This is a genomic window from Bacillus sp. FSL R5-0439 (assembly GCF_038008805.1).
Lineage (GTDB): Bacteria > Bacillota > Bacilli > Bacillales > Bacillaceae > Bacillus > Bacillus safensis.
This window is the reverse complement of record NZ_JBBOZW010000001.1, coordinates 3,275,815-3,291,206: the sequence shown is the minus strand read 5'-3', so window position 1 is coordinate 3,291,206 and position 15,392 is coordinate 3,275,815. Positions and strand designations below refer to the sequence as shown.

The 15,392-nt window shown below is 41.7% G+C and carries 17 protein-coding genes; 8 read left to right on the top strand and 9 right to left on the bottom strand.

The features are described 5' to 3' along the window. Positions 1–18 precede the first annotated feature (18 nt). From NST59_RS16960 to NST59_RS16950, 3 genes are read left to right on the top strand one after another with little or no spacing between them, the layout of a single operon-like run. Positions 19–1,818: an ABC transporter ATP-binding protein gene (locus NST59_RS16960; protein WP_064497926.1), complete on the top strand. Its 1,800-nt coding sequence runs from the start codon at positions 19–21 to the stop codon at positions 1,816–1,818. A gap of 1 nt (position 1,819) precedes the next feature. Beyond that, on the top strand, positions 1,820–2,377 hold the full coding sequence (locus NST59_RS16955; protein WP_064497927.1) for a MauE/DoxX family redox-associated membrane protein: 558 nt from the start codon (positions 1,820–1,822) through the stop codon (positions 2,375–2,377). Beyond that, positions 2,374–2,904 (top strand): TlpA family protein disulfide reductase, encoded by a 531-nt coding sequence (locus NST59_RS16950; protein ID WP_058838569.1) that lies wholly within the window; start codon positions 2,374–2,376, stop codon positions 2,902–2,904. Before NST59_RS16955 ends, NST59_RS16950 begins: the two co-directional genes overlap by 4 nt. A gap of 32 nt (positions 2,905–2,936) precedes the next feature. On the opposite strand, the gene NST59_RS16945 is transcribed toward NST59_RS16950, so the two are convergent. Beyond that, the gene (locus NST59_RS16945) at positions 2,937–3,446 is read right to left on the bottom strand and encodes a GNAT family N-acetyltransferase (RefSeq protein WP_039182054.1); all 510 of its coding nucleotides are present in this window, start codon (positions 3,444–3,446) and stop codon (positions 2,937–2,939) included. Positions 3,447–3,562: 116 nt separating this feature from the next. Between NST59_RS16945 and NST59_RS16940 the strand changes: the two genes are divergently transcribed. Continuing rightward, entirely contained in the window at positions 3,563–4,459 is an 897-nt protein-coding gene (locus NST59_RS16940) for a peptidoglycan DD-metalloendopeptidase family protein (RefSeq protein WP_144489940.1), read from the top strand. Between the two features lie 87 nt (positions 4,460–4,546). Here NST59_RS16940 and NST59_RS16935 read toward each other — a convergent pair whose 3' ends face one another. The 5 genes from NST59_RS16935 to NST59_RS16915 all read right to left on the bottom strand — a co-directional run bounded on the left by NST59_RS16935 (position 4,547) and on the right by NST59_RS16915 (position 8,670). Continuing rightward, the gene (locus tag NST59_RS16935) at positions 4,547–4,894 is read right to left on the bottom strand and encodes a P-II family nitrogen regulator (RefSeq protein ID WP_039182051.1); all 348 of its coding nucleotides are present in this window, start codon (positions 4,892–4,894) and stop codon (positions 4,547–4,549) included. Between the two features lie 17 nt (positions 4,895–4,911). Beyond that, positions 4,912–6,120, bottom strand: a complete 1,209-nt coding sequence (locus NST59_RS16930; RefSeq protein WP_039182048.1) for an ammonium transporter — start codon at positions 6,118–6,120, stop codon at positions 4,912–4,914. Positions 6,121–6,312: 192 nt separating this feature from the next. Continuing rightward, a complete protein-coding gene (locus NST59_RS16925) occupies positions 6,313–7,053 on the bottom strand; it encodes an amino acid ABC transporter ATP-binding protein (protein ID WP_126682411.1) in 741 nt (246 codons plus the stop codon). A gap of 10 nt (positions 7,054–7,063) precedes the next feature. Continuing rightward, positions 7,064–7,741 (bottom strand): amino acid ABC transporter permease, encoded by a 678-nt coding sequence (locus NST59_RS16920; RefSeq protein ID WP_126682410.1) that lies wholly within the window; start codon positions 7,739–7,741, stop codon positions 7,064–7,066. Between the two features lie 41 nt (positions 7,742–7,782). Beyond that, positions 7,783–8,670, bottom strand: coding sequence for a transporter substrate-binding domain-containing protein (locus NST59_RS16915; RefSeq protein ID WP_058838573.1), 888 nt, complete (start codon positions 8,668–8,670; stop codon positions 7,783–7,785). A gap of 170 nt (positions 8,671–8,840) precedes the next feature. On the opposite strand from NST59_RS16915, the gene NST59_RS16910 reads away from it, so the two are divergent. Beyond that, positions 8,841–10,229 (top strand): MFS transporter, encoded by a 1,389-nt coding sequence (locus NST59_RS16910; RefSeq protein ID WP_059376399.1) that lies wholly within the window; start codon positions 8,841–8,843, stop codon positions 10,227–10,229. Between the two features lie 38 nt (positions 10,230–10,267). Here NST59_RS16910 and NST59_RS16905 read toward each other — a convergent pair whose 3' ends face one another. The 3 genes from NST59_RS16905 to NST59_RS16895 all read right to left on the bottom strand — a co-directional run bounded on the left by NST59_RS16905 (position 10,268) and on the right by NST59_RS16895 (position 12,598). Beyond that, complete coding sequence (locus NST59_RS16905; RefSeq protein ID WP_024423699.1) at positions 10,268–10,867, bottom strand: undecaprenyl-diphosphatase; 600 nt, start codon at positions 10,865–10,867, stop codon at positions 10,268–10,270. Between the two features lie 114 nt (positions 10,868–10,981). Continuing rightward, on the bottom strand, positions 10,982–12,169 hold the full coding sequence (locus NST59_RS16900; protein ID WP_039182032.1) for an MFS transporter: 1,188 nt from the start codon (positions 12,167–12,169) through the stop codon (positions 10,982–10,984). 15 nt (positions 12,170–12,184) lie between these two features. After that, positions 12,185–12,598 (bottom strand): MarR family winged helix-turn-helix transcriptional regulator, encoded by a 414-nt coding sequence (locus NST59_RS16895; protein WP_024423697.1) that lies wholly within the window; start codon positions 12,596–12,598, stop codon positions 12,185–12,187. A gap of 347 nt (positions 12,599–12,945) precedes the next feature. Between NST59_RS16895 and spoIIID the strand changes: the two genes are divergently transcribed. From spoIIID to NST59_RS16880, 3 genes are all read left to right on the top strand, one after another. Continuing rightward, positions 12,946–13,224, top strand: coding sequence for a sporulation transcriptional regulator SpoIIID (spoIIID, locus tag NST59_RS16890; protein ID WP_008343327.1), 279 nt, complete (start codon positions 12,946–12,948; stop codon positions 13,222–13,224). Between the two features lie 184 nt (positions 13,225–13,408). Continuing rightward, positions 13,409–14,410: a cell shape-determining protein Mbl gene (mbl, locus tag NST59_RS16885; RefSeq protein ID WP_007497573.1), complete on the top strand. Its 1,002-nt coding sequence runs from the start codon at positions 13,409–13,411 to the stop codon at positions 14,408–14,410. 124 nt (positions 14,411–14,534) lie between these two features. After that, the gene (locus tag NST59_RS16880; RefSeq protein WP_228280117.1) at positions 14,535–15,374 is read left to right on the top strand and encodes a flagellar hook-basal body protein; all 840 of its coding nucleotides are present in this window, start codon (positions 14,535–14,537) and stop codon (positions 15,372–15,374) included. Positions 15,375–15,392 lie beyond the last annotated feature (18 nt).

Sequence of the window (15,392 nt, the reverse complement as noted above, 5' to 3'; positions counted from 1 at the left end):
TGTAAGGTGGAGCGTTTGATGAGTACAGTGAACCATTGTCTATATGCAATCTCCTATACTTGGAAAAGAAGTCGATCTTATCTTCTTCTTACCTTATTGATCCAAGTAATCGTTGGTTTTATGCCTTTGGCTAGTGTCTGGATTATTCAAACTTTGATTAATGAAATTATTTTATTCATGACGTCTTCAGGAGACATTCAAAAGGTTTTGTGGTTATTTGGACTGCAAATGGTCATCGTGGTTTTAGGATATGGGCTTCAATTCGTTCTTCAGCTTAGCCAGCAGAAAGCGACAAATTTGATTGGTCTGCATTTGAAGGGTGAATTGCTTCAAAAGGCGATCAGGCTGCCGTTTATTACATTTGAACACCCTTCTTTTTACAATGAAAGTCAACGTGTGATGAACAGTCATCAGCATGTTCTGAGTATGGTTAGAAGTATCTTTACAATCATGAGCGCATTGATTACTGTTGTATCACTTCTTTTCTATATGATCGGTATCCATTGGGGCTTGGCAGTTATTCTGATCGTGTTTACCCTGCCTGTCTTATGGATTGAGCTTTTCTTTGGAGGAGCGCGTTATCAATTAAACCGCATGTTAACTGCCAATGACCGCAGAGAAATGTATGTGTCCGATCTTGTTGCGCAACGAGATTCATTGAAGGAAATCCGTTTATATGGAATCGGGGATTATCTTCTTCAGAAATGGAAAGGTCATTATGTAAAAAGTGCAGATGAAAAATATAAACTGCTTAAGCGGCAAGTTCGCTGGGAGATGGCGGGCGGGTTGCTTATGACATTTTCCTATGTATGCTGCGGTCTTTTTATTGTCTTTCTTATTTTTCAAAAAAAATTAGCTGCCGGGACATTTGTCGCTGTGCTGCAAGCGGTGCAAAACATCCAAAGTGGTTTTCAGGACTTAACAAGAGAATGTTCTAGTTTATATGAAACAAGTCTTTATATTGATGAAATGAGAGCTTTTCAAAAGAGAGAAGAAGAAATTCATGAGCAGGTAGAAGAGGGGGCATCGCTTCGGAAGATCGAGTCTATTCAGTCCATTACACTTGAAAATCTCTCATTTACTTATCCGAATATGAAAACACCTGCCATTGAGCATATACATTTTCATATCAATAAAGGTGAACGTATTGCATTGGTGGGGGATAACGGATCAGGTAAAACCACCTTGATCAAATGTTTGACCGGTTTATATGATCCAGATCAGCCGAATATGCAAAAAGTCAACGGTGAGTCTATTTCTACTATTCAAAAAAAGTCATATCATGCGAGAATGGCTGTTCTTTTTCAAGATTTTATGAAGTACGAGTTTACTGTGAAAGAAAACATCGGGTTTGGCCGTATTGATCATATGGACGAGGAAGAGCGGATGATCTCAGCTGCAAGGCAAGCAGGCATAGAGAAAAGAATTCATCAAATGGAAGAAAAATATGATGCACAGCTTGGCCGGTTTTTTGAAGAAGGCCATGAACTGTCTGGCGGACAATGGCAAAAGCTCGCGATGGCTAGAACCTTCTTTAGAGAGAGTGATTTTATCATTTTAGATGAACCGACTTCTGCTCTTGATCCACTCTCGGAAATTTCACTCATTCGAAAGCTATTCGATCACACGCAGGATCAGGGTGTCTTGTTTATCACACATCGAATGGGAGCGGCCCGTTTAGCAGACCGTATAATCGTAATGAAAGATGGTGCTTTCGTTGAAGAGGGGAACCATAATGAACTGATGGTGTTGAACGGAGAGTACAAAAGGCTTTACGAGGCACAATCTCAATTATTTCAACAAAAGGAGATGGCGTAAGGTGAGTGTCTTTTATTATATAGGTGTCTATTTACTAGGGATCATTTTTGCGGGTGCATGGTTTGATAAAGTGAAAAAACAGACGGCACATATGCAGCAGATGGATGCTTATCGGCTGTTGCCTCCTTCTTTCACGGCACCCATGTTTTATTTGTTTTTAACTGCTGAATTGGTTTGTACTGGTTATTTGTTCATATGGCACATGACTCTTGTACCGGCGATTGGTCTTACAGCACTTTTATGTATTTATACTGGAGCGGTGACCTTCAATTTATTGAGAGGACATCGTGATATTTCTTGCGGTTGTGGTGGACTGCTTGATAATGAACGCCTTCACTGGGGAATTGTGATTCGCAATGTGTCGATGCTGGCTCTTGTGATCGGATTGTTTTATGTGCATTCCTATGTAGAAACCATTCCATGGCAATATAACATTATTTGTTTTCTCATTGCCGTGGCTGTCTCTTTCATGATAGCGGTGGGTCAAGAAGTCTTAATGTTTAAAAGAAAATGGATCAATCAATTTGAATTATTTATAGAAGGAGACGATGTGAAATGACAGATATTCTATTGATTATTGTGTTATTCATTGTCATTGCTCAGCTGGCTGTGATATTTTTGCTCGCCCGTTTTATCGGAAAATTTATGAATAAAATTAAAACCCTTGATGGAATTGAATTAAAGGAAGCGGATGTGGGGGATCCTGCACCGTTATTTCGAAGCTATTCCCATTTAGGGAAGAAGGTCATTTTGAAGGAATATTTTCAAAGTGGGAGTGCTGTGATGCTGTTATTTGTGAATTCTACTTGTATGACGTGCAAAAGTATTTTGGCAGATCTGCAGCAGCAAATCGCTGGCGATGATACTCAATTCATTATTATTAATGGAGATGAGCAGGCGGATGATACGCCGATCCTTGAATTGCTTCCGTCCCAAGCTGTGTATACTCGTTCTTCACAAATTATGGAGCTGTATGGGGTAACGGTTGTTCCACAAGCAATTCTCATTGATGAACAAGGTATCATTCTGCAAAGAAAATCTCTTCAAAATGCGAAACAGTTTGAACAGCTGTTACATGCGTCATAAAAAAGCGTCTCTTTGTCAGGGAGACGCTCGTTTTATAATTCTTTTCCTAGGATATCTAAATCGTATCTGCTGCCGTCCATTTCTGCGATGCGTGGCAGGTGGCCCCATGTCTCAAAGCCGTGCTTTTTAAATAGTCGAATGCTGGCTTCGTTGTGCCCGAAAATAAAGGCAAGTAACGTTCGAATGCCTAATGAAGGTGCTAAATCAATGGCTTCTTGTAAGAAAAGTGAGCCTAAGCCTTTTCCTCGATAGTCTTGGTTCAAATAGATACTCATTTCAACGGTCCCGTTGTATGCAGGTCTACCGTAAAATGTTTCAAAGCTCAGCCAGCCGTAGATAATTCCATCCTCATCTGTTTTCACATAGAGAGGTCTTTTTTCGGAATGATTCAAAAACCATTGCCGGCGGTCCTCGACAGAAACTGGTTCTGTATCAGCTGTCACTTCTCTTGAAGCAATGGTTGAATTGTAGATATCAACGATCGCTTTGAGGTCATCTTCTGTTGCTATGCGGTTGAAAGTTTTCACAATTAAGTCCCCCATCTTTTTTTCATTTATCATACATATTATTGATGCGATTGCGCAAAATAAAAAGAAAAATGATTTCGTGTGTATATATTTTTTGAAAAGTGTTCAGAATGTTGCTGAGGTGATGAAAAATGAGAGAGGAAGAAAAGAAACGTACTTCCAAAATCACAAAAGTTCAGCAATTTTTCCGTAAGCGCTGGGTATTCCCTGCTATTTACTTGGTCAGCGCAGCGGTCGTGTTAACAGCCGTTCTTTGGTATCAAGCTGTATCAAAAGATGTGAAAGACCAACTATCTGATGGAAATCAAACAGGGCAAGAACAGCGCGATGATGCTGTTGAAGTTGGAAAGCCAATTGAAAATGTCGCAATGCCGGTCCAGAATTCTGATAATGTTTCTGTCGTGAAAAAGTTCTATGAAGCAGATGCTGACCAAAAAGAAAAAGAAGCAGCACTTGTAAACTATAATAACACCTATACCTTGAGCAAAGGTATTGATCTTGCAGATAAAGATGGCAAAGTGTTTGATGTCACAGCTGCTCTTAGTGGAACAGTGGTTCAAGCGAAAAAAGATCCAGTTCTTGGTCATGTCGTTGAAATTGAACATGAAGATGGATTATCAACTGTCTATCAATCGTTGTCACAAGTGAGTGTTAAAGAAGGCGATGAAGTGAAGCAGAATGATGTCATCGGTGCTTCTGGTAAAAACCTATATGGCGCTGAAAGCGGCAACCATGTGCATTTTGAAATTCGTATGGAAGGTTTAGCGCTTAATCCGCTTAGCTTCATTGACAAGCCTGTTTCTACGATTGAAAAAGCAGCGCAAGAAGTGACGGAACAAGCAAAAGAACCTGCTCAGCCAAAGACTGAGGAAAAAACGAAGGAACCTGCTGCTGAAGATAAAGCCAAAGAGCCAGCTGGAGAAAAATCGGAAGAAAAGTCTGATGAGAAGGGGAAATCCTCTGATCAAGAAAAGTCTTCTGATTCCTCTAAAGACAGCAGTCTGTCAGAAGAAACTAAACAATCTTAATGTCTTACAAGGTCCTCTGTGTATATAAAAATATGCAGAGGTTTTTTTCTGCTTAAAAAGATCCTCCGCCACTCGGCGGAGGATAAACTATAGGGCGGCAGGTCCTTCTTCACCTGTCCGAATGTTGATTGTATTCGCTATCTCATATATAAAAATTTTCCCATCCCCTGGTTCGCCTGTACGAAGTACCTTTTGAGCTGTTTCAACGACCTGTTCGACAGGTACTTTGCTTAGGACGATTTCGATCTTTAATCGTTCGTACACGTTGCTTTCTCTTTTGACACCGCGGTATAGCTCTGTATGTCCCTTTTGTAAGCCGCAGCCGTGTACATTTGAAAAGGTAATCGAGGTGACACCAATCTTTCCAAGCTCCACCTTTAATGTTTCAAAATTAGCTGGACGTGTGACAATCTCCACTTTATACATTTTGCTCATAGAGACACCCCTTTTTCTTAATCTTGATAAGCTTTTTCACCGTGCATGGTTAAATCAAGACCCACGGATTCTTCTTCTTCGGTTGCACGAATTTTGAAGAAGACATTGACCAACTTGATGATCACGTATGTCACAACGGCAACAAAAGCGTACGTGGCAACAATCGCGACCACTTGCTTCCAAAGTAAGCTGGGATCTCCGTAAAATAAGCCATTGGCTCCACCGTCATTGACAGAAGTTGTGGCGAAAAGTCCTGTTGCAATTCCTCCCCAAGTACCGCCAATTCCGTGAAGGCCGAATGCGTCTAGTGCGTCATCATAGCCAAATTTGGCCTTGAGAGAAAAGACGCCCCAGAAACAGACGATCCCGCCAATGAATCCTATTATAATAGAAGCAAACGGTGTAACAAAGCCTGCGGCAGGTGTAATGGCGACAAGACCTGCGATGGCTCCAGAGATCGCGCCGAGCATGGTTGGTTTTTTGTTGATCATCCACTCTACTAACAGCCAGCCGATGATTCCTGCAGCAGCGGCTGTATTGGTGTTAATAAAGGCAAACATGGCCACGCTGTCTAATGTAAGAGCACTCCCCACGTTAAAACCAAACCAGCCAAACCAGATGACAGCTCCGCCGAGAAGGGTGTAGATCAAGTTATGCGGAGAAGAGCTTGCTGCGTCTTTACGCTTCCCGAGCACAATCGCCACGACAAGACCTGCAACACCGGATGAGATGTGAACCACGTTTCCGCCTGCGAAGTCAAGCGCACCCATCTCGCCAATCCAACCGCCGCCCCATACCCAGTGTGCGACTGGAGCGTATACAAATGTGACCCAAAGGAGTGTAAATACAACGACTGCTGAGTAGCGAATCCTTTCAGCAAAGGCACCTGAGATGATGGCTGTTGTTAAGACGGCAAAGGTCATTTGGAACATCATGAACAATGAATGTGGAATGGTCTCGCTATAGGAACCGGGTTCAAAGCCTACGCCTTTCAGGCCAACCCAGTCTAATCCTCCGATCCATGCATTGCCTGGTGCAAAAGCTAAGGAATAACCGAATACGATCCATACGATTGAAACGATCGCTAGTGACGTTAAGCTGTGCATGGTTGTGCTTAAAACGTTTTTACTTCTCACGAGTCCTCCGTAGAATAAAGCTAAACCCGGTGTCATTAACCACACGAGTAGTGCGCAGAAGAACATAAATACTGTATCACCCATTTGCATGCTGCATTCCCCCGAATCATTCAGAATTATTGTTTTCTTAATTCTTCATTATAGAGAGAAAAGTCATATATAACATATACGTGTAAGTTTATCTAACATGGTTTTTTGGTTAAGTTCAATATAAATGGATGAAAAGTTCGTAAAAAATGAGCAAAAACGTCAGTTAAGCACTAAAAATGAAGGGCGTTTGACCTATAAAATGGAGCTGAGAAACAGTTTTGTACGTTCCTCCCTAGGAGAATCAAATAATTCCGAAGGGACGCCTTCTTCGACGATGCGGCCCTCGTGCATGTAGACGACACGGTCAGCAACTTCTTTCGCAAAGCCCATTTCATGTGTGACAATGACCATGGTCATGCCTTCTTTTGCGAGGCTTTTCATTGTTTGCAGCACCTCGCCTACAAGCTCTGGATCAAGGGCAGACGTAGGTTCGTCAAATAACATGACATCAGGCTTCATAGCGAGAGATCTGGCGATGGCTACACGCTGTTTTTGACCGCCTGATAGTTTAGAAGGATATACGTTGGCTTTATCTGCAAGTCCGACTTTATCTAACAAGGCGCTCGCTTCGGTGATGGCTTGCGCTTTCTTTGTTTTTTTCACCATAATAGGTGCTTCAATGATATTTTCAAGCACAGTTTTGTGCGGAAAAAGATTAAAATGCTGAAACACCATTCCTATTTTTTGTCTCATTTCGTTTAATTGATCGCGCTTTGGATGAACAGGACTGCCATCGATGATGATATCTCCGTCATTTTTTATTTCTAAAAAGTTCATACAGCGGAGCAAGGTGCTTTTTCCAGAACCGCTTGCGCCAATTAAGACGACCACATCATTTTCATAAACGATGAGATCGATATCTTTTAAAACATGGAGCTCTCCAAAGTATTTATTGAGTTTTTCAACACGAATGATTTCCTTTGATTCTGTCATGCTACTCCTCCTATTGGTCACTGGCTGATAATTTCTTCTCAAAGGTTTGGACAGCGAATGTTAACAGCAGGACAAGAACTAAGTAATAGACGGCTACAACAAGTAAATACGTCATATTATCAAAGCTGTTGGAGCCTTGCGTGGTGGCGATGTTAAATAGTTCATTCACACTAATAAAGGCGGCGAGTGATGAATCTTTTAAGCCGATAATGAACTGGTTGCCAAGAGGGGGGAGGGCGCGCCGCATCGCTTGCGGGAGAATGATGCGCCTCATGGTTAAAAAACGACCCATGCCAAGAGAGCGTCCTGCCTCTTTTTGCCCCTGATCGATGGATTGGATGGCGCCTCTAAATATTTCGGCTATATAGGCGCCATTATGAAAGGCGAGCGCAATGGAAGCAGCCCAGAAGTCGGGTATATTCAATTCTGTGAGACCGAAATATAGGATGAAAATTTGAACAATAAGTGGTGTTCCGCGTACAAGAAAGATATAAGCATTGGCAATATAACCGAAAACGGCTATGCGGGATATTTTCAATAAAGCAAAGAAGAGCCCGATGAACATACCGATGAAGATGCTGATCACCGTGAGCTGTAAGGTGATCAGCATTCCTTCTACGAAAATGCCTCTAGAATCAATGAGTGTCTGAAAAAAGTGTGCTAAGGTAGGCAAAACAATCATCTCCATTTGAAGAAAGTGCGCCTATAAAAAGGCGCACAATCGTGGTTTTAATCTTGTTTGACCGTGATGTCTTCATCAAAGTACTTTTCACTAATTTGTTTTAATGTTCCGTCTTTTTTTAATGCATCAATCGCATCGTTGATCTCTTCTATGAGCTGTTCATTTTCTTTTGATACAGCAATTGCCTGCTCGCTTTGTCCGAGTCTTTCCTGCGCTTCGATTTTCAATTTTTTCTTCATCGCTTCTGCACCTGTGGCGAAATCTGTCACGACTGCATCGTGTTTTCCGTTGGCTAGTGCTTCTAAGGCGACGACATCACTATCGTAATATTTTGGTTCTTGCCCGCTATGTTCCTTTGCAATATCAGCGTAGGACGATCCTTTTGATACAGCAATTTCTTTGTTTTTTAAGTCATCAGCATGTTGAATGTCTGCTCCAGGTCTTGTGAAAATTTGCGGACCAGAGTAGTAATAGGGCTTAGAAAAAAGGACGTGTTTTTTTCGTTCCTCATTGATGGTATGACTGGCAACTGCCGCATCAAATTTACCTGCTTTCACACCTTCGACGATGCCTGCGAATTTATATTTTTTCTGTATAGGTTCGAGACCTAGTTTGTCACTAATCGCATTGCCTACGTCGATATCGAAGCCAGACATCTGATTTCCATCCATGTAACTAAACGGATGAAATTCACCTGATGCTGCAAAAATAAATTTTCCATCCTCCAAAATTGGCGACCCTTTCGCTGTAGAATTACGTTTATCTCCGTTCCCATTTGTTTCGTTTGAACCACACGAAGACAGAAGTAATACTGCAACCGAGAAAAGGGCTGGGACCCAAAACCGTCTTTTTTTAATAATAAGCTTCTCCTCCTTTTCAGCCGTTCTCCCTGTAAGGAGAAAGTAGGCTTTTAAATATGAAATGAATATTACCATCTCTTCCTCATATTCTCAATTTTATATGTGCTTTTCCAAAAGCCACCCTTTTTAAAATGTATGTCTAGCTTTTCCGAGAGAGAACTCGATTTGATCAGGGTAAAAAAGGGAATTGAATCTCATAATAACGGGAGGATGGGCAAAGAACATGCCAGAAAGAGGAGTAGTGTATGCACAAGTGGACAGACAATCGAAAAGTTTTTTTAACCGCTATTGCCTTTGGAACGATGTTGAATCCGCTGAATTCATCAATGATTGCTTTAGCCTTGCATCAAATTCAGCATGAATTCGGTTTGTCGTTTACGACTGTATCTTGGCTTATTTCTTCTTTTTATTTAGCAAGTGCAGTGACGCAGCCAGTGAGTGGCCGGATTGGGGATCATGTCATGAGCCGGAGAACCTTATTTTTATTCGGTCTCGTTCTTGTCGCAGTCTCAGCCATCTGCGCGCCGTTTGCCCCAACGTTTGCGGTACTGATTGTAATCCGGCTGTTACAGGCGATTGGAAGCAGTGCCATTTATCCCTCTGGGGTCGGACTCATTCGGGATCATATTCAAGAAAGACAGGCTTCTGCGTTAGCGGTATTATCCATTTTTGCTTCAGCGATGACGGCACTTGGGCCGACGCTTGGCGGATTTTTGATGACCATTGGTGGCTGGCCGGCTATCTTTTTAGTGAATCTGCCGTTTATTTTGATCAGTTTCTTTCTCGGTCTATTGTTGTTTCCGAAGGAGCAGAAGAAGAGAAAGCTGCGCATAGGCGAAACCGTGCGAACACTCGATTTGCCAGGGATGCTTCTTTTTACTGTCTGCATTGTTCTCCTGCTTTCATTTTTATTATCACTCGGTGATGGCATTCAATATGTTCAAGGCATTCTTTGTCTCCTGAGTGCAGGCGCTTTTATTTGGTGGGAGTATCAGGTGGATGAACCGTTTATTCAAATACGGATGTTCAGAGAAGAGCAGCGGCTGTCACTTGTGTATGTGCAATTTATCATCTTAAATATCTTTTTCTATTGTCTCTTTTTTGGTTTGCCGAGTTATTTTCAAGATGAGTTAGGCTGGCGTGTGGAGATGACGGGTCTTTTTATGCTGTGTATGTCAGGAGTGAGCATTATTGTGTCGCCTCTGACAGGAAAGTGGGTAGATCGCGGGGATGAACGCCATCCAGTTTTAGCGAGTGCAGTATTGATGCTGGCTGGAGCGTCTGCAATGACTTTCTTTTTTATTCCTGCGCCATTATGGGGGAAAGGATTGGTTCTAGCGCTGCTTGGACTCAGTTATGGAATTGGGAATGTTGCGCTTCAAGCTGCGATGCTCAAAGCAAGTCCTCAGCAAATGATTGGCACGTCCTCTGGACTTTTTCAAACATGCCGCTACCTTGGTTCCATTCTGTCATCTGCTGTGCTTGGCATGCTCTTTGGGGATGAAATTGCTGGTTCTCATTTTGCGCAATTAGGCTGGACGTTGATCATCATTTCTCTTATTGGCATTGGTGTCAGTCTTTATTTTTCAAGTATGGTTAGAGGGAGACAGCCAATAAAAAAAGCGGCACGATAAGTGAGAGAAGAATCTTCATCACGTTATCGCAAAACCGCTTAAGAGTTGGACAGGTCTGAGCCCTGATCCTTTGTCTTCCTTCTGAAAATTTTCCCCACAATTGTCTCGTAAAATGTCACGATACGATCAATAGGAGAGTCAAAGAACTTCCATAATTTATTCATGATAAAGACAACCACAATCGATACGACCAAGCTGCCTAAAACATCAAATGGATAATGGTGGCCAACCCAGATGCGGGAGAATCCTGTGAGTAATCCAAAGACGAGCAAGATGTTGCCGAGCTTTTTATTACGGGATCGAATGGCTAATGAAAGAGCCAGTGCACCTGTTGTATGGTCACTTGGGAAGGAAGCGTCTGCTGAGTGCGGGATGAGTGTGTCGACTTTATGCGCCACAAACGGCCGCTCTTCATAATGAAACAATGTAATGGCAAAGTTGACGATAAGTGCTGCAATGCCTGTTACACCGGAAAAGAAGACATGCTTCTTAAATTTGTGATTCCCTAAAAACCAGCAAATCAATAAGACAAGGGCATACACAAGAATGGCCTTTTTCGTAATGAATATCATGGCCTGATCTAAAAACTCAGAATGGTGAGCCATCCCGTGTATGACTTTAAACAATTCGTAATTCAAAACATCACCTATACTTTCGCTTAATGCCAACTATTTTTCAAAAAAGCTTGTATGCTCTATTTGAAATATCCTATATTTTAGCATGTTTCCGGTGAAGTTTAAAATAGTATCCTTTTATTCTGAAAGGGAGACCTTTTGTGCTTTTGCTTCCTGTGGTTTTCGTTCGCTCCAATAAAAAACGCCCATACTCAGTAAGACCACAATACCCGCAATGAGGTACACATTTGAAAAGTCTGTGAAGCTGACAAGGAGTCCAAAGACAAATGAGCCAGCAGCAATGCCCGTATCATACAGGGTGAAGAAAGTGGCCGTCGCATATCCTGTACGGTGGGCTGGTGAGTGCTGAATCGCAAGTGTTTGTAAACATGGCACGAGTGATCCGTAGCCAAGCCCAATCACAGCGCCTGATAGAAGAAGCATTGTGGCTGAATGTGTCGCTGTCAGCATCCATAAACCAATGGCAAAAAGGGCAATCGAAGGATAGATCACAACGTGAGCTCCAACTCGGTCAAAAAGTCTGCCTGTAAATGGACGTGATCCAAGCATTGCAGCCGCAAACACAATAAAGAAATAACTGCTTGCACCCATCAAATGGAGTGAATTGGCATAAACTGAAATAAATGAAATAATCGGCGAATAACAGAAGGAAATAATGATGCCGACGGCCGCTGTTTTTAATGCGCCTTTTTCAAACAGGTGAGAAAACGTGAATCGGAAGACGATACTTCCACCGTTTTCAGGCTCTGGCTGTCTAATCAGCATCGTAAAAGCAGCTCCGATCGTTACGATAATGGAAAAGAGAAGAAATAAGGAATGAAATCCTATTTTTCCTACTTGATTCAGTGCGATAAATGGACCGATGACAACAGCGAGGTTCATGGACATCACAAAGTATCCGAGTCCTTCCCCGCGTTTATGTTTCGGGATCATATCAGCCGCAATGGCACTGGCTACTGTCGTCAAAATACTAAAAAAGATCCCTTGTACGAAACGCAGTATAAGAAGCGTTTGGAATTGATCAATTGGGATGTATAAATAAGTGAGTAAGGCAAAGGCCGTAGAAGAGAAAATCGCCATCTGTTTTTTGCCGAATTTCTCAATAATGGCGCCCGAGAAAGGTCTTGTCACAATGGCAGACAATAAGAAGACCGTCACAAGCAGGCCGCCCTGTGATTCTGTTCCATTTAGTTCATCCATTGTGTAAATGGGCAGTAATGTCAAAAGGGCATAAAAAGAGGTGAACGTAAATAAATTCACCAGGACAATCATAATAAAGTCTTTTGTCCAAATACGTTCGTTCATGATGTATGTCACTTCCTATTCAGTTGATAATTTGTGTAAAAGTGTATGGAGGAGTTGTTTTTCTTCGTAGGTAAAATCTGAAAGACATTCTTCTTCAAATTGTTCCATCGTGCGTTTGATTTCTTCAAATCGGGCTTTTGCATCATCTGTCATCACGATCAGATTCTCACGTTTGTCTTTTCCTTGTACACGTTTCACCCAGCCGTTTGCTTCTAAACGGGTGACGGTTCTGGTGATCGTCGGTGCTTCGACGTTCAAATATGTCCAGATATCTTTTTGGGTTTTCGGGCCGAATGTATCCAAACAAAAAAGCACAGTCCACTGGGACATGTACAAGTCATAAGCAGCAAGCGCTTCGTTCGCCTTTTTAGACAGCAGTCGTGCGCCTTGATGTATTTGATGTAAACACTCTCTATTTAACGTATCCATATGCTCACCTTTTTTAAATATTTAGCTAGGTAAATAAATTCACCTTTTCTATTTTACGTGCTGAATCCTTTCTTGTAAAGTGAAAATTTTCGCGCCCCGAAATGATTTTTTGTTTTGCCTTTTCTGATAAATCCCTTGTCCCATCTTCATTTTTAGCATATTCCCTATTCAATGCTAATACACTGTTACAAACCTGACAAAGAGAGTGTTTGAGGTGAGGGATCGTGTTTGGCATTTACTACCTAATGGATGAGAAATTACGACGAACAAGCGCCGCTGAAAATGGATAATCTTCATACGGATCTCATTTCACACTTCTCACATCCATTTTAGGGAGGTCGAGTGGTGTGCACGATTACATCAAAGAGCGAACAATCAAGATAGGAAAGTATATCGTGGAGACAAAGAAAACCGTTCGTGTTATTGCGAAAGAATTTGGAGTCTCTAAAAGTACTGTACACAAGGATCTAACAGAAAGACTGCCAGAAATTAATCCAGATCTGGCTAATGAAGTGAAGGAGATACTGGATTATCATAAATCAATCCGCCACTTGCGAGGAGGAGAAGCCACCAAGTTAAAGTATAAAAAAGAAGAAATTTTAGAAGGCGAGCCTGTGAAACAGTAAGCTTAGTTCTTTGTTCATAAACATGATATATATATCTTCCTCATATCGGTAGTTTCTAACCACAAATTTTGTAAAGACTTTTGTAAAGAAATATCTTTTTTTCTGCAAATTATGATAGAATATATAATTAGGGCAGAATGTGGTATTTGCTATGGAAACAGATTTTCAAGGAGGATATATATAGATGTTTGCTAGGGATATTGGAATTGATCTTGGTACTGCCAATGTACTGATTCATGTCAAAGGAAAAGGAATTGTGTTAAATGAACCATCTGTGGTAGCTCTTGACAAAAACAGCGGGAAAGTTTTGGCTGTTGGAGAAGAGGCTAGACGTATGGTTGGACGTACGCCTGGGAATATTGTTGCGATTCGTCCATTAAAAGATGGCGTAATTGCTGATTTTGAAGTAACTGAAGCGATGCTCAAGCATTTTATTAACAAATTAAATGTGAAAGGGCTATTCTCTAAGCCGCGTATGCTCATCTGCTGCCCGACAAACATTACATCTGTTGAGCAGAAGGCGATCAAAGAAGCTGCTGAAAAAAGCGGTGGTAAGCATGTATTTCTTGAAGAAGAGCCAAAAGTAGCAGCCATTGGTGCTGGTATGGATATTTTTCAGCCAAGTGGAAACATGGTCGTAGATATTGGAGGCGGAACGACAGATATCGCTGTCATCTCAATGGGTGACATTGTAACCGCCTCTTCTATTAAAATGGCTGGAGACAAATTTGATCTGGAAATTCTAAACTACATTAAAAAAGAGTACAAGCTGTTGATCGGTGAGCGCACGGCTGAGGATATTAAGATCCAAGTTGCAACGGTATTCCCAGACGCACGTCACGAAGAGATTTCAATTCGTGGACGAGACATGGTGACAGGATTACCAAGAACGATTACCGTCACAAGCAAAGAAGTAGAAGAAGCATTGCGTGAATCTGTATCTGCAATTGTTCAGGCTGCGAAACAAGTTCTTGAGAGAACACCGCCTGAATTATCAGCTGATATTATCGATCGCGGCGTCATCATTACAGGTGGCGGAGCTCTTCTAAACGGGCTTGATCAATTGCTTGCAGAAGAGCTGAAAGTACCGGTTTTCGTTGCTGAAAATCCAATGGACTGTGTAGCAGTTGGTACTGGCGTGATGCTTGATAATATGGACAAGCTGCCAAAGCGTAAACTCAGCTAATGATTTCCCTCATTCTTTTTAGAAAGAATGGGGGATTTTTATTAAAGAACCCTGCTAATTAGCCGATATATTTCATAGAAGATTGTGTTTAGGTCATGTGAAAGAATTTGAATGAGGTGAGCACGTGTTAAAAGGACTATACACCGCAACATCTGCCATGATTGCTCAAGAGCGGCGGACAGAAATGCTTTCAAATAATATCGCAAATGCGAATACGCCAGGTTATAAAGCAGATGAAGGGGCAATGCGTGCATTTCCAGAAATGCTGCTGAGCCGAATGGAATCAGGACGTTTCCAAACATCCTCAGGCAAAGGCTTTAGTGTTCCATTGCAATCGCCGATTGGTGGAATCAATACTGGGACATATATGCAGGAATTAATCCCTCAATTTACACAGGGAACTTTAAAAACAACAGATCAAACAACAGATGTAGCACTAGTTGAAAATAATGTGCCGATCAATCCTGAGACCAATCAGAAATCAGCGCTATTTTATGCGGTCAACACACCAGAAGGCGTTCGTTATACGAAAAGCAGCTCCATTACATTGAACGCACAAAATCAGTTGACCATTAATGGACGTGCTCTTCTTTCCGTGACCGGCCAGCCGATTACGGTTCAGAGTGAGAATTTCAAAGTGAATGCAGATGGTACTGTCACTGAAAATGGCCAAAATTTTGGTCAAATTGATGTACGAGTTGCGATGGATACAAGAAATCTAGCGCGTGAAGGAAATGATTTATATCGTACAGCTGATAATCAGCCCCTCCCAAGTGCAGTCAATAACGGTCAAATGTCCTATACGTTAAGCCAAGGGGTATCGGAGCTGTCGAACGTCGATGTGACAAAATCATATACAGATATGACAACAGCCTACCGAGCATTTGAAACAAACCAAAAAGTGGTTCAGGCATATGATAAAAGCTTAGAAAAAGCAGTGAATGAAATTGGAAGAGTGTACTAATCAAGAAATAAAAAGAAA